23 protein-coding genes are annotated in these 24,635 nt (G+C 40.3%); 7 read left to right on the forward strand and 16 right to left on the reverse strand.

Annotated features, from left to right (window positions below):
* Positions 1-74 precede the first annotated feature (74 nt).
* Together GSQ74_RS17470 and GSQ74_RS17475 are read right to left on the reverse strand one after the other, a co-directional pair.
* The gene (locus GSQ74_RS17470; protein ID WP_158995511.1) at positions 75-1,451 is read right to left on the reverse strand and encodes an acetylxylan esterase; all 1,377 of its coding nucleotides are present in this window, start codon (positions 1,449-1,451) and stop codon (positions 75-77) included.
* 13 nt (positions 1,452-1,464) lie between these two features.
* On the reverse strand, positions 1,465-2,706 hold the full coding sequence (locus GSQ74_RS17475; protein WP_158995512.1) for an acyltransferase: 1,242 nt from the start codon (positions 2,704-2,706) through the stop codon (positions 1,465-1,467).
* A 187-nt stretch (positions 2,707-2,893) separates the two neighbouring features.
* Between GSQ74_RS17475 and GSQ74_RS17480 the strand changes: the two genes are divergently transcribed.
* Complete coding sequence (locus GSQ74_RS17480; RefSeq protein WP_158995513.1) at positions 2,894-4,705, forward strand: DNA polymerase III subunit gamma/tau; 1,812 nt, start codon at positions 2,894-2,896, stop codon at positions 4,703-4,705.
* A 76-nt stretch (positions 4,706-4,781) separates the two neighbouring features.
* On the opposite strand, the gene GSQ74_RS17485 is transcribed toward GSQ74_RS17480, so the two are convergent.
* Positions 4,782-5,204: a hypothetical protein gene (locus GSQ74_RS17485; protein WP_158995514.1), complete on the reverse strand. Its 423-nt coding sequence runs from the start codon at positions 5,202-5,204 to the stop codon at positions 4,782-4,784.
* A 61-nt stretch (positions 5,205-5,265) separates the two neighbouring features.
* On the reverse strand, positions 5,266-5,964 hold the full coding sequence (locus GSQ74_RS17490) for a hypothetical protein (RefSeq protein WP_158995515.1): 699 nt from the start codon (positions 5,962-5,964) through the stop codon (positions 5,266-5,268).
* Positions 5,965-6,127: 163 nt separating this feature from the next.
* Between GSQ74_RS17490 and GSQ74_RS17495 the strand changes: the two genes are divergently transcribed.
* The 4 genes from GSQ74_RS17495 (at position 6,128) to GSQ74_RS17510 (ending at position 9,096) form a co-directional block, all read left to right on the forward strand.
* Entirely contained in the window at positions 6,128-7,357 is a 1,230-nt protein-coding gene (locus GSQ74_RS17495; RefSeq protein ID WP_158995516.1) for an NADP-dependent isocitrate dehydrogenase, read from the forward strand.
* Between the two features lie 118 nt (positions 7,358-7,475).
* Positions 7,476-7,766: a nucleotidyltransferase family protein gene (locus tag GSQ74_RS17500; RefSeq protein WP_158995517.1), complete on the forward strand. Its 291-nt coding sequence runs from the start codon at positions 7,476-7,478 to the stop codon at positions 7,764-7,766.
* Entirely contained in the window at positions 7,759-8,100 is a 342-nt protein-coding gene (locus GSQ74_RS17505; RefSeq protein WP_158995518.1) for a DUF86 domain-containing protein, read from the forward strand. Before GSQ74_RS17500 ends, GSQ74_RS17505 begins: the two co-directional genes overlap by 8 nt.
* 15 nt (positions 8,101-8,115) lie before the next feature.
* Positions 8,116-9,096, forward strand: coding sequence for a type I phosphomannose isomerase catalytic subunit (locus GSQ74_RS17510; protein WP_158995519.1), 981 nt, complete (start codon positions 8,116-8,118; stop codon positions 9,094-9,096).
* A 124-nt stretch (positions 9,097-9,220) separates the two neighbouring features.
* Here GSQ74_RS17510 and GSQ74_RS17515 read toward each other — a convergent pair whose 3' ends face one another.
* The 12 genes from GSQ74_RS17515 to GSQ74_RS17570 form a co-directional block, all read right to left on the reverse strand.
* A complete protein-coding gene (locus tag GSQ74_RS17515; RefSeq protein ID WP_158995520.1) occupies positions 9,221-9,838 on the reverse strand; it encodes a class I SAM-dependent methyltransferase in 618 nt (205 codons plus the stop codon).
* A complete protein-coding gene (locus GSQ74_RS17520) occupies positions 9,838-10,725 on the reverse strand; it encodes a UbiA family prenyltransferase (protein WP_254060913.1) in 888 nt (295 codons plus the stop codon). The genes GSQ74_RS17515 and GSQ74_RS17520 overlap by 1 nt, the downstream gene beginning before the upstream one ends.
* A 195-nt stretch (positions 10,726-10,920) precedes the next feature.
* A complete protein-coding gene (locus tag GSQ74_RS17525; protein ID WP_158995521.1) occupies positions 10,921-12,426 on the reverse strand; it encodes a sigma 54-interacting transcriptional regulator in 1,506 nt (501 codons plus the stop codon).
* Positions 12,427-12,484: 58 nt separating this feature from the next.
* Positions 12,485-12,862: a VOC family protein gene (locus GSQ74_RS17530; RefSeq protein WP_158995522.1), complete on the reverse strand. Its 378-nt coding sequence runs from the start codon at positions 12,860-12,862 to the stop codon at positions 12,485-12,487.
* Positions 12,863-12,988: 126 nt separating this feature from the next.
* Positions 12,989-14,086: a VWA domain-containing protein gene (locus GSQ74_RS17535; RefSeq protein ID WP_158996461.1), complete on the reverse strand. Its 1,098-nt coding sequence runs from the start codon at positions 14,084-14,086 to the stop codon at positions 12,989-12,991.
* 342 nt (positions 14,087-14,428) lie between these two features.
* A complete protein-coding gene (locus GSQ74_RS17540; RefSeq protein WP_158995523.1) occupies positions 14,429-14,779 on the reverse strand; it encodes a glycoside hydrolase in 351 nt (116 codons plus the stop codon).
* Between the two features lie 271 nt (positions 14,780-15,050).
* Positions 15,051-15,962 carry a hypothetical protein gene (locus GSQ74_RS17545; RefSeq protein ID WP_158995524.1) on the reverse strand — a complete coding sequence of 304 codons (912 nt, stop codon included), beginning with the start codon at positions 15,960-15,962 and terminating at the stop codon, positions 15,051-15,053.
* A gap of 170 nt (positions 15,963-16,132) precedes the next feature.
* Entirely contained in the window at positions 16,133-17,140 is a 1,008-nt protein-coding gene (locus tag GSQ74_RS17550) for a fatty acid desaturase (protein WP_158995525.1), read from the reverse strand.
* A 128-nt stretch (positions 17,141-17,268) separates the two neighbouring features.
* Positions 17,269-18,264, reverse strand: coding sequence for a YncE family protein (locus GSQ74_RS17555; RefSeq protein ID WP_158995526.1), 996 nt, complete (start codon positions 18,262-18,264; stop codon positions 17,269-17,271).
* 62 nt (positions 18,265-18,326) lie between these two features.
* Positions 18,327-21,401: an efflux RND transporter permease subunit gene (locus tag GSQ74_RS17560; protein WP_158995527.1), complete on the reverse strand. Its 3,075-nt coding sequence runs from the start codon at positions 21,399-21,401 to the stop codon at positions 18,327-18,329.
* Positions 21,401-22,351: an HlyD family efflux transporter periplasmic adaptor subunit gene (locus tag GSQ74_RS17565; protein WP_158995528.1), complete on the reverse strand. Its 951-nt coding sequence runs from the start codon at positions 22,349-22,351 to the stop codon at positions 21,401-21,403. Before GSQ74_RS17565 ends, GSQ74_RS17560 begins: the two co-directional genes overlap by 1 nt.
* Before the next feature lies 1 nt (position 22,352).
* On the reverse strand, positions 22,353-23,588 hold the full coding sequence (locus tag GSQ74_RS17570) for a TolC family protein (protein WP_158995529.1): 1,236 nt from the start codon (positions 23,586-23,588) through the stop codon (positions 22,353-22,355).
* A 99-nt stretch (positions 23,589-23,687) separates the two neighbouring features.
* Here GSQ74_RS17570 and GSQ74_RS17575 point away from each other — a divergent pair, with 99 nt between their 5' ends.
* Together GSQ74_RS17575 and GSQ74_RS17580 are read left to right on the forward strand one after the other, a co-directional pair.
* On the forward strand, positions 23,688-24,107 hold the full coding sequence (locus tag GSQ74_RS17575; protein ID WP_158995530.1) for an EamA family transporter: 420 nt from the start codon (positions 23,688-23,690) through the stop codon (positions 24,105-24,107).
* Between the two features lie 332 nt (positions 24,108-24,439).
* Complete coding sequence (locus GSQ74_RS17580) at positions 24,440-24,634, forward strand: hypothetical protein (RefSeq protein ID WP_158995531.1); 195 nt, start codon at positions 24,440-24,442, stop codon at positions 24,632-24,634.
* The last annotated feature ends 1 nt before the right edge of the window (position 24,635 follow it).

Genomic DNA, 24,635 nt, shown 5'->3' on the forward strand with positions numbered 1-24,635 from the left:
CACATAGCAGTTAATGCTAAGTTTTTATATAGACACCGTACGCCTGATTTTATAGGTTTCGTCATCATCAATCGTTAAAATAATCCAAAAGTATCACGCATCCAGCGTCCTTCGTAATTTTTATAGGGCTTGCCTACTTCGTGCCCCAGGTCCCTGAAAATAATAAGATGCTTTTTACTAGTTACATTATTATAATCAATATACACATTGTTTGGCGGTATAATAGGATCGAGCAAACCCATGCCTATCAAAGTAGGGCATTTTAGTCCTGAAGCGAAGTTCTTAGTATCAAAATAACTCAGGTTTTGCAATACTTTATCCATCGTCAAACTGGGTCTGGTTTTTACATATCGGGTAATATCATCTATCGGCCAACTTACCTCGCCGTTCAGGTCATAAACATCGCTCAGGATAGGGTTTTGTGCAGAGCACAGTGCTATTCGGTTATCAAGTGAGGCTGTAGCGATTGACAAAAAGCCACCCATACTACCACCCGAAACCATAATCTGATCGTGGTTAAGTTCCGGCCGCGAATAAATGAAATCCACGGCACGAACACAATCCATAATCACGCCACGCATTACATATTTGTATTTATCTTCTATGTGATAAAAAATATACTCATCACGCGGGGTGTGTATCACATCCCGGCTGTTGCCCTGGCCACGAACGTTAAGCGTAATTATTGCTAAATCATTATCAGTGCCATACATTGGCGGCAGGCCAACCTGGTAGCCCGGCAAGCCCAGTAATACAGCGAATTTCTTGTGTTTATTATTTGTTTTTGGCTCAGTTAAATAGCCACGAATGGTTAAGCCTCCTAAAGATTTCATCTCGAACAGATACACCTTGCGGTTATCTTTTGTTGAATCAGGCAGGTAGGTAACTTTAAAATCTGGTTTTACTTCGGCAAGCTCAATCTTTGTCTCTTTCCAAAACTGGTCAAAATCGGCTGGCTTGTCGTGGCTGGCTCTTAATTCCTCCGGCCTTATTCCAAAGACACGGCGTGTGGTATCATCATAATCAGTTACATTAACCATAAAACTCACCTTGTAAAAACCGGCCTTGCTTTCAGGTATATCAAAATCATACCTGCCCGAACTCTTTTTGTCGATAGTTACCGCAAAGGTTTGGTGATTTAGTTTAGCGCCTGTTTCGGTAAAAACCTGGTAGCTTACCCTGCCAACCTGTACGTTATTGGTCGGGTTTTTTACGATGTAAGTATATCTGGCGGCATTATCAAACGTCGCGGTTTTATTGCCGGCTAAAAGGCTGGTAGATATATCATTCGCGTTATTGTCGCCATCACTGTCATCATTATCATTATTGGCTTTTGTGCTGGTATCGCGCTTCATCATATCAGGCGGTATAACCTGTGCCATAGCCCTGGTAACACCTGTAAAGGCTATGAAAAGAGCGATGATACTTATGTAGTTAACTAAATTTTTCACTATATATCTTTTATTAAGATTTAATTTTTTGAGCGATATTATCCGGATTCCGGGGTTTGTTTTTGATCAGGAAATCTGATTTACGTATATAATGGTTCAAAGGTTCCTCGATTAGCTTGAACAGGGTTACCGAAATTATGTTTAGGATGACGAACGCGTAAAGTAAATTAAGCCAGTCGTACTCAAAAGGCGAGTGCCAGTTTACGCCCCATTTATCATACAGGTTAAAAACATGATCATTTAAATTATCACATCCTTTGCTGATCAGCGTTTGCATCCAACCTAAATGTATCAGGTAAAATATATAGGAGCTTTTGCCTAGTAATTCGATAAAGGGTAATGCGAGGAAGCTTTTGAATGCAGTGCTTTCAGTTAGTATGCCATAAAAGAACAGCGATACCGCGATACACAGAAAATAGTTATTAGTGATGATGCCAACCGGGCTTTCCAAACCTGCCGCCCAACCCTTCGGGATAGGTTGAAAGGCCATAATCAGCACACATATAAACATCAATACAAAACCACCGTAGGTGAAGGGGATTTTGGTTTTACGTTCGAACCCTTTTTTAAGCATGATCTTGGCTAGCTGCACACCCACAAAAAACTCAAAACACCTGCCAAAAAAGGTAAACAGCATAACAAATGTGAAGTTGCTAAAAAAGCCATACCAGTTTACATGGCTAAATATGAGCACCATAATTATGGCAAACAAAGTGATCACCACTGGCTGGGTGTAAAACTTACCGTAGCGCTTGGCAATCAAAAAGATTATTGGCGCCGAAAAGTAAAAACATTCTTCTACAGTTAACGACCAGCCCTGCGCTATACCCGTATTCCAAAATTGATAGAAGAAACCACGTAAAAAAGTAATATTCAGCACCATTAACAAAACAGGGTTTATGGTGCTTTTTTGTACAACGATAGGATCTTTAGTGATGAAATAATATGCAAAAGCCGCTACCGTAAGCAAGAAATACATGGGATAAATACGGGCGACACGGTTTTTTAAGTATTGCAAAAACCAGTCTTTTGTAAGCCCATGAAATTTATCGTAATATCGGAAAGTGATCAAAAAACCAGATAGCACAAAGAAGATGGACACCCCAATATGGAACTCGCCGAAAAAACGTTGCACAATGTGGGGAAAATTGGCATCAAATACATAACAATAATGGGATATAAAAACAAGATAGGCGGCCATAGCACGCACCCCTGTTAGCGCCGGAATGTAATTTGAGTCGCTTTTTTTAGTCAAAACGGTAGTATTTGGTCCTAAAATAGGGTTTTTTAACTAATTGTATATGCAATTATGTAGCCAAGTGGTTAGCGATACTTAACTTATCCTGGTTCTTGATTCTCAACTCTTGATCTTATCTCCGTTGTTTTTCAACAATCAAATTCAGCTATTTTAACATCGGTAAATTCTCATTATCTTAGCACTTGTGGAGAATTTTATTGTTTCGGCACGTAAATACCGTCCGTCTACATTTGAAAGTGTTGTAGGCCAGCAGCATATAACAAATACGCTTAAAAACGCTATTAAAAATAATCAGCTGGCGCAGGCATTTTTATTTTGCGGTCCGCGTGGTGTGGGCAAAACTACCTGTGCCCGTATCCTTGCAAAAACAATAAACTGCACCAATCTGCAACCCAATGGCGAAGCCTGCGGAACTTGTGATTCCTGCCGCTCATTCCTTAACGGCAACTCCTTTAATGTTCATGAGCTGGATGCCGCGTCGAACAACTCAGTTGATGATATACGGAGTTTGATTGAGCAGGTGCGTATACCGCCACAGGGTGTTAGATATAAAGTATATATTATTGATGAGGTGCACATGCTATCGCAGGCGGCGTTTAACGCTTTCCTGAAAACGCTGGAAGAGCCACCGCATTACGCCATATTTATTTTAGCTACTACTGAGAAGCATAAGATACTGCCTACCATATTATCCCGCTGCCAGATATTTGATTTCAATAGGATCAGGGTAGAGGATATGGCTAACCATTTGGCATCTATCGCTAAAAAAGAAGATATAAGCTATGAACCTGATGGGTTGCACATCATTGCCCAAAAAGCTGATGGCGGTTTAAGGGATGCTTTATCCATGTTCGACCAGATTGTGAGTTTTTCTGGTGGGAATGTTACTTATCGTTCGGTAATTGATAACCTGAATATATTGGATTACGATTACTATTTTAATGTAACCGATAGCTTATTAAAAGAAGATACCGCCAATACACTGCTGTTATTTGATGAGATATTAAATAATGGTTTTGATGGCGCGCACTTTATATCCGGCCTGTCGGAGCATTTGCGTAATTTATTGGTGGGTAAGGATGCCGCTACGCTTAAATTGTTAGAAGTTAGCGAGGGCATAAAAACCAAATATCTGCAACAATCGCAGGCATCAACGGTGTCGTTCCTGTTATCGGCAATGAATATTGCCAACCAATGCGATTTGAGTTATAAGCTAAGTAAAAACCAGCGTTTGCAGGTAGAGCTGGCATTGCTCAAAATGTGCCACTTGGTATCGGCCTTTAATTTGGCCACTACGCCACTAAATACAATGCCTTCGCCCGAAGGGCAATTAAAAAAAAAACCTGATTCCGCAGTAAAAGCAGAACCCGCGACACCGCAACCCGCACCTGCTTCAACACCTATTTTAAGCGAAGCCCCTACAAATTATACGGCAAATAAAGTTGAGGCAAAGCCTGCTGCTACGGTTGTTAACGAAATACCCGTTGCCGAAAAGGCAAAGGTTTTTATTCCTAATCTGCATTCCGCTGCAACTTCAATAAAAATACCGTCTTTAAAAGATTGGGGTAAAATACAGGAGGCCGCAACACTCGAAGAGGAAGAAGACCCTTATATAAAAGGTGACGCGAGGGAAGATTTTACCACCGCTGATTTTTTAAAGTGCTGGAGTGAGTATGCCGCGAAACTAAAAACGGAAGGCAAGCATAACGCGCTTAGTATTTTTACGGGAGATGCACCTGTAATGCTTCGCCAATATGAGTTTGAAATAGCGGTAGGTACTAAGGTGCAGGAAAAGGATTTCAGGAACGAACGCCCGAATATCCTCAACTTTTTACGTACTACTTTAAAAAATTTTAGTATTGAGCTTAATGCCCGCCTTGATGAAAAAGTAGTTGTAAAACGGCCCTATACCAACTTGGAAAAGTTCCAGTATATGGCAGCAAAAAACCCACAGCTTCTTGAATTAAAAAAGCGTTTTAATCTCGACTTTGATTAAGCAGGAGATATTCTTTATAAAAGTAAAAGCGCCCGTTTTATAACAAAACGGGCGCTTTCTTTATAGTTGAGGTTGTTTATCTTCTGTCGTTCTTTGGATAACCTTCTTCATCCAAATCATCACGGTCATCTTCGGGTGTGTGTGATAAAAGCTCATCAATCGGGTCAACTTCTACGGCTTCGTTGCCTTCAACATGCATGCCTAATTTATCAACATCGGTTTCAAGTGATTCATTAGGAATGTATTCGTCAGTTGTATCATAAGGATTAGCCTCGTCGTAAGTGGAGTTCATATCCTCGCCATTTTTAGCAGATGTTTTGTACGGATCAGGATGATCGTAATCCGGGTTGTCGCTTTTTACATCGTATTCATAGCTATTGTCTTCGGCATTGTATTTCAATTGTTCCTCGTCAATTGTTTCGCCTAACTCATCTTTAAGGGTTCTGTCCCTATCCACGCTTTCGTCGTCAAAAACCGGATCTGTATTTTCGTTAATCATAGGTTTTTAGTTAATATATATAAATGTACTAAAACCTTGCCAAAGTATGTTTGGTAATAATTTAATAACTTATTTGTTTTCGGTATGAGGTTGGCGTGCCTATGGCAAATTTAACCCCTAATGAAAACTGCGTAAAAATATCATTACTCTTACCCAATTTTAAAGCATCTATTTCATCGCCCAAAACATAGTTGGTTTGATAGGCCAAATCAAACTTAATCGTTGGTTCGTCGTAAGCATTAAATAGTTTGAATTCATATCCAATGCGTACGGGTATAAACGCTTCTATTGAGTTGCTTTGGGTAGAAACATAGGAATTCCCCTGAGATGCGACTGCAGATGCATTGTTAGCAATAAACCCTATTCCTGAGGACAGATACAGGTTTTTAAAAGCGTTTGCAACTGCACTTTGCGAATAATCTGTAATTTCACCTAACTGCAGCTGTGCCCGGCCTGTATATGCGGTATAGTTGTTAGAAAACTGATTGCTGTAAATGTTCTTTTTTAGATTACCACCTGATAGGTTACCCACCTGGAAATCAAAAACGTAATTTACAAACGGCGTTTGATTGTAGCTAAGAGAAACATCTCCTGAAAATTTATTCTGCTGTACTTTGGCATCGCCATAAACAGTATTTACAGTACCAGCTACACCTAAATCTAATTGAGAGTACATGTAGCCTAATTGGGCTTTTGATGTTAAGGCGAAGAGGCTAATAACAAATGTTACGATAAATGATTTAACCATAGTGTTAGTCATTTTGTTTATGTTGAAATTATGAATGTTACATTGACAGCATAAATAGTACCAATCCTTTAAAAACGGCCGATTAAAAGAAATATTTCAGTTATTACTTGCATTTGATAAAACAGGTAAGCTCAATTTTATATATTTGAATCCATTAAATAAATAGGATTTAACAATGTCAAAAATTAAAGTAGCAAATCCGGTAGTTGAGCTGGATGGGGACGAAATGACCCGCATTATATGGAAATTCATCAAAGATAAACTGATTGTTCCTTATCTTGATGTAGATATTAAATACTACGACCTGGGTTTAGAGTATCGCGATGAAACCAATGACCAGGTAACTATTGACGCTGCTAACGCGATAAAGCAATACGGCGTTGGTATTAAATGCGCTACCATTACCCCTGATGAAGCACGCGTTGAAGAGTTTGGCCTAAAACAAATGTGGAAATCACCTAACGGAACTATCCGTAATATTTTGGATGGTACTGTTTTCCGTGAGCCTATTGTGATGAACAATGTTCCTCGTTTGGTTCCAAACTGGACAGCTCCTATTTGCATCGGCCGCCACGCTTTTGGTGACCAATACCGCGCTACCGACTTTTTAACCAAAGGAAAAGGTAAGCTTACTATAAAATTCACTCCTGAAGATGGCAGCCCTGAGCAATCATTTGAAGTATTTAACTTTAAAGGTGATGGTGTTGCTTTGGCAATGTACAACACTGATGAATCTATCAGAGGATTCGCGCATGCTTGTTTTAACCAGGCATTAATGAAAGGCTGGCCTTTATACTTGTCTACTAAAAACACCATTCTTAAAAAATATGATGGTCGTTTTAAAGATATTTTTGAAGAGATCTACCAAAACGATTACAAACAAAAATTTGCTGATGCAGGCATTACTTATGAGCATCGTTTAATTGATGACATGGTTGCTTCTGCATTAAAATGGAACGGTAACTTTGTTTGGGCTTGTAAAAACTATGATGGCGACGTTCAGTCGGATACCGTTGCACAAGGCTTTGGTTCATTAGGTTTGATGACATCGACTTTGGTTACACCAGATGGTACTGTAATGGAAGCTGAAGCTGCACACGGTACTGTAACACGCCACTACCGCGAGCACCAGGCAGGCAGGCCAACATCAACTAACCCTATCGCGTCAATTTTTGCATGGACACGTGGTTTAGAGTTCCGTGGTTTGTTAGATAACAACCATGAGTTGATCGATTTCTGCAAGGCTTTAGAAGAAGTTTGTATTGAAACAGTTGAAAGCGGTAAAATGACTAAGGATTTAGCCATCACTATAAAACCAAAGGTTGTACACGGTACTGATTACCTGTACACCGAAGAGTTTTTAGAAGCTATTGATGAAAACCTGAAAAAGAAATTAGGTAAGTAATTCGTCAACTATAATAATTGTTAAAAGTCCGCATACACCATATATGCGGACTTTTTTGTTAATTCATTTTATAGATATAGAACTTAATAACAAGTTCTATATTTTATATATTTGCTTTATGGTTGATTTGGATAAAATAAAAAGTATGCTGGCTATTTTGAAGCCGGAGCTTTTATTGAAATATCCCATAGCTTCTATGGGATTATTTGGATCGATAGTACGTGATGATTTTACTGAAGAAAGCGATATTGATATTATTGTAGAGTTTAACGGAAAAATAGGAATAGAATTTGTAACCTTAGCTGAGGAACTCGAACAAAAACTTAACCGTAAAGTCGACCTCGTATCAAGAGGTGGCATAAAGCAAAAATATTTTAATGTAATAGAATCTCAAATAATTTATGTCTGATCGCCAACCAAAGCTTCTATTATCAGATATACTTGAAAGCGCTGAAAAAATCATTAATTACACTCAAGGATTAACTTATGAAGATTTTATAGCAGATAGTAAAACTATTGATGCTGTAATAAGAAACTTTGAAATTATTGGCGAAGCCGCAAATCGCTTACCTGACGAAATTAAAGAAATCCATACTGAAATAGATTGGTATAAAATAAGAGGGATGAGAAACAGAATTGTCCATAATTATTTTGGTTTGGATTATAAAATTATATGGTCGACCAAAGAAGATTACTTACTTGAAGTGATGAACCAAATAAAAACTTTGATAGATAATTACTAATATATACACATTACCATGTCAACATTATATCCTCTAAAATTCAAAACCATTTACAAAGACAAGATTTGGGGCGGTCACAAGATCAATACCTATCTACATAAAGATTTTGGCGATTTGCCAAACTGCGGCGAAACCTGGGAAATATCAGGTGTAAAATCTGATGTATCTGTTGTTGATGGAGGTGAATTAGCAGGGCAATCATTAGCTGATTTGTTGGAGCAATATAAAGATCAACTGGTTGGTAAAAAGGTATATGATCACTTTGGTAATATATTTCCTTTACTGGTAAAGTTTATTGATGCCAATGAAGACCTTTCTATCCAAGTTCACCCGGATGATAAATTGGGTAAAGAACGTCATAATTCTTTCGGTAAAACTGAAATGTGGTATGTGATTGAAGCCGATCCCGGTTCAACACTAATTGCCGGTTTTAATAAAGAATTGACCCAACAAGAGTACTTAAATACTTTCAACAGCGGCCACTTAACCGATGTGTTAAATAAGGAGGATGTAAAAGCCGGAGATGTTTTCTTTTTACCTGCAGGAAGGGTGCATACAATAGGCAAGGGATTGTTGATAGCCGAAATTCAGCAAACATCAGATATTACCTACCGTATTTATGACTTTGATCGTGTGGATGATAAAGGCAACAAACGTGAGCTACATGTAGAAGAAGCCCTTGCTGCTATCGATTATAAACATTATCCTGAATACAAAACCAAATACACGCCTGAAAAGGATAAATCAGTTCATTTAGTAACTTGCCCTTACTTCACTACCAATTTGTTGGATTTTGATAAGGGTGTATCAAAAGATTACTCAAAACTGGATTCGTTTGTGATACATGTTTGTGTGGAAGGCGCTTATACTTTAAAGTATAATAATCAAAGCTATTCTGTTAAAATGGGTGAGTGTATCCTGCTACCAAAAGTGGTTGACCATGTAGAATTGGAAACTACCGAAGGCTTTAAAATATTGGAAAGCTATATAGAATAATTCCGTTCCCCCTCCGCGCGTCATTGTGAGGAGCGGAGCGACGTGGCAATCCCTAATAAGCAGAGCGGTTCTGTAAATCTGGGATTGCCACTCCGTTAGCTAACGGATCGCAATGACGATGTTGTTATTTTCTATAAATCCTCGCTCCAATAAATTCCTCAAAAAAGTTTTGTTGTTCTACAACCTTAAAATGTTTCTCTTCAAAGCATTTATCAATTCCCGGCAGTTTTGAAGCCTCAATCCCGCAGGTTACTTTAAAGAAAATGAACATGCTCTTTAATAGCACCCGCTGCCACCATTTACCCGTTAATTGAAAACTTGCATTGAGCCATAAGGCATGTGGTTTAAGTAAAACCGTAATGCTATTAAATACTTTAATTAGGTTTTCATCTGTAAAATTATCCAGCAAGAAAGGGGTGAGCGCTATATCAAAATCCGCAGGCAGATCAATATTTTCAATATCGTCATTAACAAACGTTACCTGATTACTGCCGATGTTTCTTTTTCTGGACAGAGCCATCATATTTGGCGCGATCTCTACATAAGTGATTTGTAAACCAGATGGATGTATGCGAGTCAATTCCTCCAATATCCAACCTGTACCACCCCCCACAATAAGCACCTTTGCATTTTTGGGGATATGCTTTAATAAATAAACTTGTGCATTTATCAATGCTTTACCATATACCAACCGTGCAAGGCTATCATAAAACCAGGCCGAATTATTGTAATTGGCAGCCATTATAATTTAAAGCTGAAAGAATGGAAGAGCAGCAGGAGTAAATATTGTAGTATTAAAACACCATCAACATAAAAAAAATAATAGTAATCGTCCTTCTCGATAGTTGAGTGGAATATTAACCAACCGGCTAGAACCGCGGTTATGGTTAGCGCGAAGAAGTCGTTATTAAAGCCGTTGTTTCTAAATAGGAATAGTAATACTACGTATCCGATAAGGATTATCTGACAAAATAAGTAAGCCTTTTTTTCGCCATAAATTACCGGTATGGTTTTTAGTCCCAAGTTATAATCATGGAAAATATCGCGTATATCAAAAGGCATGGTTAAAGCGCCAATGAACAGGAATCGTTTAGCCAAAAGTATGGTGATATCGCGTAGAGAAATAGTAGATAAATGTGCATTCAGTGATTCCATTACTGGTAACAATACACTGCTCATGGTCCATACCAAGGTTATTAAAAATTGCTTTAATCCAGGGATGTTGCGTAGTCCGAACTTTTTGTCGCCCAATGTGAATAATGGTAGGCTATAACAAAAAGAGATAACTGCCAAAAAGATGAGCAGTATTTTCGACTCCATGGTTACCAAAAAAAATAATGGCGCTAATGACAGGATTGACACAATGGCCAGCGTTATCATTAAGCGGGGATGCGTAAAATACCATATTTCGCGGGCGGTAGCTGTTTTATCGAGCTGCTTTGGCTTGCCTATAAATATGCTGAAGTTATATATGCCTAATGTAGATGTAAACAACAGGAAAAGTATAGTGGGTATTGGTTTTGAGCCTATCAGATAAAAAGTAACCAGGCCCTGGGCCACGGCACACAACGCCATAAAAACATTGCTGAAGAGTAAAAAATCAACAATAGATTGCAATATTTTTTTCATGGATTACCTGAGTGGTGCGCCCGCGTTAATAAGGGGTGGCTCAAATATCGCAACAATCTTTGTTAATCTTTAAAGGCGGAAAAAAAAATGTCTTAAAATCAAATTGTCATTCTGAGCAGGGCGAAGAATCTGTACGGTGTAAACTATTTTACAGATTCTTCGCCCTGCTCAGAATGACAAAAAGGTTGCTTTTAATTAATAACGATCATCATCTATATCCAAATCATCATCATCCGGTTCAAGGTTGAATAGGCTGGTGAACATATCGGAGAACGCGAAGCCATTATCTAAAAATCCTTTGTTCAGTTGTGAAAATTCAGCCAGACCATGCAGCACAAACTCCATCAATAATAATTGCTGATTTTCGCTCAGGCGAGGGTGTAGCTTTTTAACCAATTCCTTCAATCCAGTTACAGAATTCAAGCTTTTTTTATAATCAACTAATGACAGGTCATCAACTAACGATAAGTTATTACCATTGCTAAACCATGCTATAATTTCGGCATAAGGGTTGGGAGCTTTTGCTTTTTTCGCTTTTTCCGGATCAGGGAAAAATTGCACCAGCATGGTTTTGATGGCTTTGCCGATAAGCATATTCGCAACCTTTGCAGGGCCTTCCAGTTCGCCTTCGTATACTAACTCTATTTTACCGGTAATAGCTGGGATAACGCCTAAAAAGTCGCTGATGCGGACAAAGGTGCTTGCCTCACGGTTAATGATCATACGTCTTTCCGCATTACTGATCAGGTTTTCATAGGCTGATATGGTTAACCTGGCCGATACGCCCGATTTTTTATCAATGTATTCAGAGTTTCGGGCTTCAAAAGCGATTTGCTCAACCATGTTTTTTACCAAACTATCGGCTTCAACGGCAACTTTTTGTTCAGGTGATAGCAGGGCTTCTTGTTGGGTGATTTTGCGGGAGATCTCAACCGAACGTGGATAGTGGGTTAATATCTGACTCTCGATCCTATCCTTTAACGGCGTAACTATTGAACCGCGGTTGGTATAGTCCTCAGGGTTTGCAGTAAATACAAACTGTATATCCAAAGGTAAACGCAGTTTAAAACCACGGATTTGGATGTCTCTTTCCTGCAAAATATTAAACAGCGATACTTGTATACGTGCCTGCAGATCGGGCAACTCGTTAATTACAAATATGCCCCTGTGTGCACGCGGTATTAAGCCGAAGTGAATTACACGCTCATCGCTGTAAGTCAGCTTCATGGTGGCAGCTTTTATTGGGTCAACATCACCAATTAAATCGGCAACGGTAACATCGGGCGTAGCCAGTTTTTCTGTATAGCGATCTGAACGGTGCAGCCATGCTATAGGGGTGGCATCACCTTTGGCTAATACTTCATTATGGCCAAACCATGAGATAGGTGCAAAAGGATCATCAAATAATTCCGATCCTTCGATATAAGGCACATATTCATCCAGCAAATTTACCAGTAAGCGCGCAATACGTGTTTTAGCCTGCCCGCGTAAACCAAGCAACAAAATGTTATGGCGCGAAAGTATAGCAGTTTGCAGATCGGGAATAACCGTATCCTCAAAACCAATAATACCCTCAAAACCACCCTCGCTTTTTTGCAATTGCGTTATCAGATTTGCTCTTAATTCATCTTTAACCGATCGGCTTTTGTATTCAGTCTTTTTTAGTTGACCAAGGGTTGTTATCTCTAGTAATTTGCTCATTCTTAATTTAGTCTTTTTGTCATTTGCACATCTGCATATTTGCACATCCGCAAATTGTTTATATGTAATTACTTACCTCAATAAGGTTCATGTCAGGGTCGCGAAAGTAAACCGAACGTATTTTGCCGGTAGCCCCTGTGCGTTCAAATAATCCCTGTGTTTGTATATTTTTGTTTTCTAGCTCTGTTTTTGCCTGCTCAACCGGGTCGTTGGTTATAAAGCAAATATCAATCGCGCCAGGGGTAGGGTATTCAGCCTTTGGCTCAAACTCTTTGCCTTTTTGGTGCAGGTTTAGTTTTTGCGTGCCGAATTTTAAAGCAACCCTGCCTTCCGGCGATGTTACTCTTTGCATTCCCATTACGTCCTCGTAAAATTTGCAGGTAATGTCAATATCTGCAACGGTTAGTACAAGGTGATCTATGTGGTCGATGTTCATTCTTATTAGTCGCTTTTATAATTACTCACCCCGACTGCGCTGCGCTGGTCGACCCTCTCTTCGCCTGCGGCGGAAAGAGGGTAAGCTCATTTTTTGATGTGCACATCTGCATATACGCACATCAAATTATCTAACCGTTCTTCTCCTGTTCTTAATATAATCTTCAAAAATGTATTCGCCTAAGCCGGTTAACGAGCTGTAGAATGCTTTGCCACCGTTTGTTTCGGTGAATTTGCGTACAAACTGTTGCAGGTAAGGGTCTTTTGCTATCATAAAAGTGGTGATAGGTATTTTTAACCTTTTACATTGCGCAGCCATATTCAACGTTTTGTTTACCACTTTACGGTCGAGGCCTACACTGTTTTTATAATATTTTGTGCCCTCTTTTAAGCAGGTAGGCTTACCATCGGTAATCATAAATATCTGCTTATTCTGCGTTTTACGGCGACGAAGTATATCGGTAGCCAACTCCAAACCTGCATAGGTATTGGTATGGTATGGGCCGACTTGTAAATAAGGCAAATCCTTTAACGTAATAGGCCAGGCATCATTGCCAAAAACAACAATATCCAAAGTATCCTTAGGGTATTTGGTGCGAATTAACTCAGCTAAAGCCATCGCGACTTTTTTTGCCGGGGTGATCCTGTCCTCGCCATAAAGTATCATGGAGTGCGATATATCAATCATCAGCACTGTTGAGGTTAAGGTTTTGTAATCCATTTCCTCTACCTCCAGGTCGCGTTCGGTCATCATAAAATCGCCGATGCCGTGGTTAACCTGCGCGTTGTGGATAGATTGCGTCATATCTATCTGATCCAGACTGTCGCCAAACTCAAATTCTCGACGCTCGGAATTTCTCTCATCGCCCTGGCCAGATTGCGGCGAACGATGATTGCCTTTACCTGATTTTTTTAGCTTACCGAAAATTTCTTCCAACGATGCCTGACGGATGCTTTGTTCCGTTTTACCTGTAATGCGAAATTCGCCTTTCTGCTTATCTTCGTCTAAATAGCCTTTTTGTTTTAGCTCATCAATAAAATCGCCCATGCCATAATCGTCATTGGTGATGTTATATTGCTTATCGAGTTCATTTAGCCACGCCAAAGCTTCGCCTGCATCGCCCGACGTATAATTAAGCAATTCAAGAAATAACTTCAGTAATTCTTCAAATCCCCCTTTAGGGATCTCATTGGGTTGAAACTTGGAAAATCCAAAACCACGCATATTGTACCTTTCTGTTATAAAATAACGGAATATTTTACGCAAAAGTTTGATATGTGCGGTTTTAAGTTGAATTGTTAGGTAACAATGACAAAACACTCCTTGTCATTCTGAACGCAGTGAAGAACTACCTCTTGAGCGTAGCGAAAAATCTTCTGCGGCATACATACTTTGCTATGCATGTCGAAGAAGATTTTTCGCTACGCTCAAGAGGTAGTTCTTCGTCCCTCAGAATGACAAAAAGATTTAAGAATTACGAAGTTTTTAAACCCCGTAAATCTGTTTATGTGCATGTCATTGAGACGGGGGATATAGTTTGTTTAAATCCGACTTTTTATAAAACTTTTAATTTCGTTTCAACACCGTATGCGCTTTGGTTTCATCGCACTCAATATCCAGGCTGATAGAGTCAGGGTAGATTTTGCCGGTGTGTAGCAAAAACATTTTATCAAGTGAAACATCAAAGCTGAAAACCGAGCCATGGATCTGTCCATCATTTATAGGGAGATCGCCGTGTGGGCCGCGGACTGTGCCGGTTAGTTTATCGCCATCCACTTTGAAATTGTATTGAAGCGGATACTCATTGCCATCGTCGGTTTTTAAGGTGCCGATCCATTGGCCGTTCAGGGCTGTTGTTGCTGCGAGACCTGCCGCCACAAAGCACAACAAAATCGATAATAAAAACAGTTTTTTCATGGTGTTTTTTTTATCGAGATAAAGTTAGTGGTCTAATAAAATCTAAAAATTAACTGGTTGTTAAGTTTTAGGTTGTTGTAAAGTACGAAGCAATCTCTACCTATTAAGTAGATATACCTTGTGATTTCTTCCACCAAGCGCGTCATTGCGAGGTACGAAGCAATCGATATACTTAACAGAGCTGCTTTACAGGTTCAATACCTTTCTAATCGCCTTGCCTATGTAGAGATTACTTCGTACCTCGCAATGACGAGGTGGATATATAGTTTGTTTATTTCCCCGGGATTTTATAATAGTATATGGGCGAGTAAACACCTTCACTAGTGGTGTAATAGCCTTTGCCATCGGGGGTAAAACCTATGGCTTCGCCTTGTTTTTCCATGGTATATGGCAGTTCTTGTGGCTTTTGGGTGAGCATTACCTTCCAAATAGGTTCGTTTAGGGGGCGTTGCCAATAGTATACTTTGTCGTAGCTGCGCAATAGTATTTGCGTACCGTCTTTTGATATATCGCCGGCTGTTATCCATTTAAATGGTTTTATGCCTTTAAAAAATAGTTTGCCATGCAAGGTTAACGTTAATGTATCATTTGGTGTATAAATCAGGGGCGAGGTATAAATGCCAACAGAGTCCCTGCGTTTAGATACAATATAAATCAATTTCTCAATAGGATCGATCATTAAACTTTCCGCATCCTTTGGTCCATCGGGATATTTAAAATGGATGGGTACGGCCTCTGCGTGTTTAACACCGGTATCAGCCCAGTCCTTTTGTTCTTCCATCCTATAAACAGTAATGTATGGCCGTACGGAGTAGTTGTCGCCAATATCGCCATCATAGAAATAACTTTTGCCTGGAATGGGGCCTGGGCCTACGGCAATATCTTCGCAATCATGAACACCTGTTGATTCCTTTGGATCGCCTTTAAAGTAGATTGTGGCGTGATTCTTTCCATTTGGTTCTATGGAAAAAAAGCGACTGGTGTCGCCGCTATCATTTTCTATATAATAAAGATTGTTATTAATACCCGATGCCGCTATGCCCGATATTTCATCCAGTTCCCTGCCTTGTAAAGTGCCTGTTATATCGTTCTCTCGTTGCTCGTGCTTGTGCCACGCATGCGCGCAAAAAAACGCGACAATAAGTATTGGAATTAGTATTTTAAGCTTTGTGGGGTTACTCATTGCTGTTAATATCTGCAAAAATAGCAAAAGCTATAGGGTTATGAAATTGCATAATACTATAGCCTTTAAAGTAATTATCCGGCAAGATGCTGTTTATTACATCTTGCCGGATAATAAATATGTTTTTCTTAATGAAGGGAATATATAATATCCCGCAAAAAGAGGAAATTTTAAAGCGCAGCAGCCTCCATTTCAACGTCTGGTTTTGAAACGTCGGTTAGGGCTACTTTGCCACGTTCTTTACGTAGTATCCTGTTGAACAACGATATTTCACGATCAAACAGAAAACGAAAAAACAGTTTAGTCCATGAAGTATGGAAATATAATGTTTCGTAATACTCGGGTGCTGTTTTCTTTATCTGCGGAAGCTTGTTCCATGGGATAGAAGGAAAATCATGATGCTCGTTGTGGAAACCTACGTTAAAAGCAACTGAGTTAAATGCACCATAGTAGCTGTAAGTTTCCTGTTCAACGCTGTGAGTAAGGTAATGTTCCTGTACCCAGCGTGCGCCCAACGGGTGTAAGCCAACTGAAAAAGAGAAGCTAAGCAGCAAAAATGCAAGTGCGTGCCATCCCATAAAATAATATATGGCTGTGGTAAATACTACTTGTACTAAAAGGTTTGTTACAACCCACCAGTCAAATGTTTGTAGTTCGCGTAATCTTGATAAGCGGAATACCTGGAAAAGCGGGTAAAACAATAACCATATGGCTTTGCCGAAGAATGAATTGTTGATCAATTTTGCTTCCCAGCGATTTGGTAAATCGGCATCAAGCTCATGAACACCCTGAAAAGAGTGGTGTTTAATATGATAACGTTCGAATGATATAGAACTTGGGAAAATTTGCGGCAAATTCGCGAATATACCAGCCCAGCGGTTAGCCGAACGGCCTTTAAATAAGAGTTGATGCGCGCATTCGTGTATCATTACAAATAAGGCATGATCAGCAAAAGCACCAATAACGTATGCTGCCCCGAAAACCCACCACCATGATTGGTCGCGCAAAACCCAGGCTAAAACAACCTGTAATGCTACCAGGCCTGTAATGGCAAAGATAGTCGCAGGGTTTTTGCCTATCAGGTTTCTCATTTGTGGAAACTGTTTTAAAATCTTTTTGGTACGAATACGGTGCGGTTCTGAAGCCTCTGAGTAAACGAAATCGGTCTTATTAATCATATAATTTTAAGTGGTTTTTATATACAAAACCGTGACAGGGGAGGGTTGATTTTGGGTTGCTACTTTTTATTAACGTTTAATTTCAATAATAAATATAAAAATTGGAATAAATTAATGAAACCGAAATATTATTTCATTTCATATACCAACACTTTGAAAGTGCCGGGTAGTGCTTTACGAGTGTTCGGCACAGTTTCGGCAACACTCAAATAAATTTTATGTGTTTTTGTATCTAAAGCCATGGTACGGGCGCGGTTTTGTGTTTTAATGGTTTGCACAACGGTATAGCTATCCGCATTTTCTTCTTTAATCACCGTAACTGTACCATCGCCGCATGAGCAAAATATCAGTTTAGTTTCAGGATCGAAAGCAACCGCGTCAACACCTGCGCCAATAGGTAGGGTTGCTATAACTTTACCGGTTTTTATATCTATTACACTCATTCCTTTATTCGTGCGGCAACCGCTAAAAGTGCGCCCGTTTTTAATATCAATGGCCAGACCGGTAGGGCCACCACCGGGTGCCAATGGATAATTGGCAGTTACTTTTAAGCTTTTTACATCGATAACATTTAAACTATTTTTGTCTTCGAGGTTATTGTAGATATTTCCTTTTCCATCTGATACCGCGAATTCCGGGCCACCACCCAGGTCAACGGTACCCACTTGTTTTAACGTGTTAGGGTCTATAACTGATGAGCTGTTGCTATCGCCATTAAAGCTGAAAACAAGGTCGCTGTAAGGTTCATAAATAATACAATCCGGGTCTTTGCCATCAATTGGCACGGTAGCAATAGTTGCTAATGTTTTAAGGTCGAACGCAACGATGGCATTCGCTTTTCCGTCACTAATGAAGCCGCGATTCGCTTTGTTATCGATAGCTATGCCGTGGATGCCTTTCAAATCGCTGATCATACCAACAGATTGTTCCGTTTTTAGATCGACAACATTTACAGCATTGCCATGCGATACATATAAACGACCGTTCACCTTATCAATCGATACATAGTCCCAGCCGCCATCGCCCGGCAGCGCAATGGATTTTTCAAAAGTATAAGTTTGGGCGCGGGATGCCAATGGCATTAAGCCGATTACAAAAAGGGGTATTAAAAATGTTTTTTTCATAGCATTAGGTGCAGTTATATAAGTTATAAATGTCAGGTTTAATTCTGAAGAGAGTTTGTAGTTTATGGGTTTTGCGCAATTGTACTATCAGGATTAACAAATCCGTTTCGGTATAAAATGCGCATCATGCTTGGTAAAACAATTAGGAGTAATGGCAATGCTGCCAAAAAGCCACCAATAACTGCGATAGCTAAAGGTTGATGCAATTGCGCGCCTGCGCCTATGCCTAAAGCAAGGGGCATTAAAGCTATAATGGCGCCAAGTGCAGTCATTAGTTTGGGTCTTAAACGGGTTGATATGGAGTAGATGATGGCTTCATCCACAGTACTTTGCAAAGCGCTTTGTTTGAATTGCAAGAATGTGAAGATGGAATTTTCGCCTATGATACCAACAATCATGATCAGGCCTGTATAACTGCCTACATTTAATGGTGTATTGGTGATAAACAAAGCCAATAATCCTCCCGCTGCGCCTAATATGGATATGATCAATATTAAAAATGCTATCCTGAATTGCTTAAACAGGAACAGTATCACCGCGAAAACTAATAAGCAGGCAGCTATTAATATATACAAAAGCTCTTTAAAAGTTTGTTGCTGTTGGGCATAATCGCCGCCATATTCAATGTGGTAGCCTTCGGGTAGCACAACTTTTTGGGCGATGCTGCTTTTTATACCTTTTATTACTGTACCCAAATCGGTATTCTCCATGCGGGCAGTTATTATTCCCATGGATTGCAGGTTTTCGCGGTTGATCTCGGCACTGCCGGAATCAATAGAAACGGTGGCTATCTGGCTAATGGGTATCAGTTGGCCTTTTGCTAAAAAGATGTTCATATTCTTAACATCATTTATGCTCAAGGACCGGCTACCCGGGTAAACCATGCGGATAGGCGATAATTGCTGCTTTTCAATCATACTGCCAACCACATTTCCTTCCAACGCTACCTGTGTTTGTGATTGTAGCTCCAGCGGACTGATATTATATTGTGCCAGTTGGTTGAAGTTCGGAATTATAGAAATAGATGGCCCGGCTATAACTATCCCGTCGAATACATCCGCGGTTCCTTTTACGGTGCTTACGGCGGCGGCTATCTGTTTGGATAGCTGTTGCAATTTCTGGTTGTCATCACCATAAACCTTTATCTCAATAGGCTGTGCCGATTCCATCAGATCACCCAACATATCGGTGATAACCTGACCGAAATCAATGGTTAGCTCGGGTTGTGTTGAGGCGATCTTGGCGCGGAGATCGCTGATTACTTCCTCAGTAGTTTGCTTGTGATTTTTTTTAAGTTGGATGAGGTAATCACCGGTATTGGGTTCCGTAATAAAGAATCCCATCTGCGTGCCGGTACGGCGAGAGTAGGCTTCTACATCAGGTTCTTTTATGATTATTTTTTCTACCTCGCGTAAAATGCGGTCTGTTTCTTCGAGGGAAGTTCCCGGAGGAGAAGTATAATCTAAAACGATACTGCCCTCGTCCATATCAGGCAAAAAGCCCGTTTTAAGTAACGAAGGTACAACCACCAAAATCAAAACTAAACCGGCCACAATAAGCAATGCCAGCCACGGACGAAGTATAAAGTACGATACCCATTTCTGACTTTTTACATGTTCGGCTTTGTGCTTTTTCTTTTTAAATGCATCTGAGGGTTTGTGCCTGGTGAGCAATAAATAAATAACCGGCAGCCCTATCCAGGTAACAAAAAACGAGCATACCAGGGTGATGATCATGGTATTAGTAAGCACGCTGAAATAAGCGCCTGCAACACCCGTCATGAACAGGAAAGGTATAAATATTACGATAGTACTTATGGATGAGCCAACCATCGCCGGAAAAAGATAATCGATGGCTTTTTTTAATAGGTTGCGGGTAAGTTCATTCGGGTATTCCTCGTGCATGCGGTGGATCTGCTCAACCACTACAATAGCATCATCAATAATTAAACCGATGGATGCAGCGAGCGCACCCAAAGTCATGATGTTGAAGGTATAACCGAAAGCACATAATACTATCAGCGTAAGCCCAAGTGTAACCGGTATGGTTATTAAAATAGTAAAGCTTGCTTTTGCCGAGCGAAGGAAAATGACCGCGACAATAATGGCTAAGAGTAAACCAATCCATAAACTATCGCTTACGCTTTTAACGGCATCGTTTACAAAATCTGCTTGTACGTAGTAGGGTTTTATGGTAACATCCGGTGGTAATATTTTTTTAAGGTCCTCTACCTTTTGGTCCATATCCGCAGAAACCGATATCAGGTTGGCATTAGGTTGCTTTATCACCGCGACTAATACCCCGGCATGGCCGTTCGCGTTGATCTTGGTATAGTCTACCCCTTCGCTAATCTGCACATTGGCCACATCTTTTAGCTGGATGATTCGTTTGCGATCATTACTGATCACCATGTTTTCCAGTTCTTCTTTTGTGCCGATGGTAGCATCGGTTATGGTTAGGTACATCCGTTTGTAATCAGATAGATAACCACCTGATTTTACAAAGTTGGTTTGGGCAAGCGCGGCACTAATTATATCGGGCGTTATGCCTAGCGAACTCATTTTTTGCGCATTGAGGGTCAGCCAATATTCTTTAACCTTTCCACCAATAACCCTTATCTCAGATACTCCATCAACCTGCGACAGGAATGGCTTAACAGTGTATGTTGCCAACTCCTGCAATTCAATAGGTGAACGGTTATGGCTTTCCAATGTGTAACCGCTTACTGGTAGGATGGACGGGTTCATCTTCTCCACCGTAATATTTACATCAGCAGGTAAATTGTTTTTTATTTGGTCGATACTGGATTGGATACGCTGCTGACTCAGATCAATGTCGGCACCCCAATTCATGTAAGCAGATATTTCGCAACTGCCGCGACTGGTAGTACTGCGTACCGTTTGCAAATCGGGGACTTGCTTAATTACATTCTCTAGCGGTTTGGTTACCGTTAGCATCATTTTATTTACCGGCTGTAAGCCCTCATCAGCAATGATCTTTATTTTAGGGAAGGTTACATCAGGAAATAGCGAGGTTTGCAGCTTTGAATAAGCATACATCCCACCAAAAAGTATGAGAAACAATACCAGCGCTATTGGCTTTTTGTGCGATATGAAGTAATCTCTAACCGGTACCATTATTGCGCAATTTTAACTTTAGCAGTATCTGTTAAACCATAATTCCCGGTTACTACTATGCGATCATCCTTCGAAAATTTAGGGGAGATGATCTGGATGCGGTCACCAACTTCTAGTCCGGTTTTTACAGGTACTTTTACAGCTGTTGTTGGGTTGATCAATTTCATTACCCAGAATTCGGTTTGGGTATCATTACTCAGAACGGCAGATTTTGGCAGCGACGCTGCGTTTTGTATCTGCGTACGCACCACCCTTGCTTTGGCTACCAGGTTTTCCGGAATTTGCTTATCGGTATTTATTTTGATCACTACGCCTTGTGTTTGCGAAGCTGTATCTACCGCAGGCATAAAGGACGTTACCTTGCCATCTATCTTTTCGCCATCGGGCAGGGTGAGTTGTACGCCCTGGTTTAGTTTTACAGTGGCCCGCATCTCGTAAGGCAATTGCATGATGAACGCGAAGCTGCTGCGATCGCTGATTACCGCTAATTGCTCGCCATCCTGTACATAATCGCCAACCTGGTGGTTTAGTTGAGTAACGTAGCCATGCATAGGTGCTTTAATTTTGTTTACGCCCGAGAATTTGAAGGTGGTATCCAGCACATTTACGCTGTTGCCAATGCTCATGGCTTCCTTGGTTTTTACCGTGAAAACGGTTTCTCCTTTATCAACAAAATGACCTATTTGCGTATTTACTTTGGTGATGTAGCCGTTGGTATTTGATTTTACATAGTTCTTTTGCTGAAAAGCAGATGAAGCGTTCAGCATCGTATAATCAACCAAATCGCTATCGCTTACGCTGGTAACAGTAACGGATACCTGCGCATTTACGGCTTTATCATCACCACTATCATCGCTGCTTTTGCTTCCGCAGGAGGATAGTAGCGCCACGGCCACCATCAGCATAAAAGCAGGCTGCTTTAAAATATATTTTGTGTAGGATGTCTTCATTTTATTTATTCCAATAATTCAACTGGTTTATCAATTGCAGTCGGCTGATAACGGTTTGGGTCATCAGGTTTTTTATGGTTAGATAATTGTTTATGGCCAACACCAGGTCGGAAATATGCAGATCGCCGGTTTGCATCAGCTGCATATCTACCTTAATTAAACTCTCGGTGTATTTGGTTTGATCTTTTATTTGGGCGATGAGCGTTTCGTTCTCGGTTATCTGCTGGTTAAGCTGCGCTATCTGCTGATGATACTGGACATCAAAAAATGCTTTATAGTTTTGACGGGTTTCTTCCTGTAAGGATAGCTTCCGGTATTGCAGCTTTCGTTGGCCGCCATCATAAATGGGTATCACCAAACCAAAGCCCGCACTCAAGCCAAAGTTTTTCCATGCCTGCCCCATAAAATCGCTATTGTAACCGCCATCGGCAAGCACGTTTAGTTTTGGCTTATAGGCATAATCTATCAGTTGTTTACTGTTGATGAGCTTTAAACTATCTAGTTTATACTGCTGAAAATAGATGCTGCTGGTTACATCCGGTTTGATATTGCGTTGTAATGCAGGTTCGTCCAGATCGCGGATGCTGGTATCGGCAACGCCTGCTAAATAGTTAAGCGTAGCAAAGTCGTTCTTATATAGCAAACGTGCCTGGGTTAAGGCTAATTCCTGTTGTTTTAGCGTTACTAGAAAAGTCAGGTAATCGCTTTGGCGGTATACGTTTGAGCGGGTTAGCTTTTTTAACAAATCCTCTTCGGTGCTTAATAATTTTACTACATCCTGGGTGAATTTGTATTGCTGTAAATCGCCGTAGGCTGTGATGTATTGGGTAGTGATGGCTTTCTTAAGATCTTGCTCAGATATTTTGGATTGATTGTTTAACGACAGCGTTTGCAGGGTGATGGTTTGTACCTGGGTGTTGATGTTTTCCCGGCCTACAATGGTTTTGCTCACCTGCATCAGGCCGTTAAGCGTGTGCTCGTTGGTGATCGCTTCGGAGTAGCCGTAGCCATTTACTACCGGGGCATATAGGCCACCACTATTTATATTTACCTGTGGCTTTAAGCCTGCACGCAAGCGTAAACTATCGATTTGATTGGATGCGATTTGATTTTGCAGATCTTTTAACAGCGGGCTGTTGGTATGTGCCAATTGCAGGTAATGCTCAAGCGAATAAGTTTGTGCCTGGGCTATTGAATAAGAGAATAGACATATTAAAATGCTGAAAAACCATTTCATTAACAATAAATATATGCGATTTGATCGGTTAAAAATATAATTTAAATATGTATTTATTCTGAAGTTGAAATGTATAGCTTTAAACTTAATATAAATTTTATGTGGTGGATATATGCATTACTGTCGGCCTTGTTTGCGGCGCTGACCGCGATTTTTGCTAAAATAGGCATTAAAGGTGTTGATACTGACCTTGCTACGGGCATTCGTACCGTGATTATTTTAGTGCTGGCGTGGCTGTTGGTTTTCTATAAAGGGTCGCAAAATGGTATTGGTAGTTTAACTAAAGTTAACTGGATATTTTTGATATTGTCGGGTTGTGCGACTGGTTTCTCGTGGATATGTTACTTTAAAGCCCTGCAATTGGGCGAGGTATCACAAGTGGCACCGGTTGATAAGTTGAGTGTTGCCATAGCCATTGTTTTGGCTGCTATATTTTTGGGTGAGCCGCTGACGACTAAAACTATTGTTGCGGCAACGCTAATTATGGCAGGTACTTTTGTGATGATATTTTTTAAGTAAGATTGAGTACTAAGTTACGGAATTAGTGGGTTGGAGGTGGTGACAGTGTTTTGTCAGTATGTTGGTTGCCCCTTCACTTGCGGTGGAAAGAGGGTAATATGTGAATGTCATTGCGAGGAACGAAGCAATCGCGAGTTTGCAAGACCGCTTTTCTCCGTGCGATTGCTTCGTTCCTCGCAATGACAATGGGGTGAGTCGCTTCGTTAACACACCCCTGCTGCCATACTGCCTTTCGCGCCCACTCTCAAGAGGGGAATTTTAACGCATGGTTATTTTTTGAATAGCAAACCATTTACAGCTATAACTGTTTCATTTTTATAAGCTTTCATGAAATGAAACCTGCTGAAAAACAATACAAATTCATCAACAGCGAAACCGGGTACGTGATACACTACCACACCCTAAATTGCGACCGGGCTGAAGATAAAGTAAAAGAAGAACTGGAAAATGTTAAGGCCAAGGTAGCCATCAAAAACAATATTTTTATAGGGACGGTTTATTGGGAAGTGGTGAAGGATTGTGATTGAG

The organism is Mucilaginibacter sp. L196, from assembly GCF_009765905.1.
In the GTDB taxonomy this organism is placed as follows: Bacteria; Bacteroidota; Bacteroidia; order Sphingobacteriales; family Sphingobacteriaceae; genus Mucilaginibacter.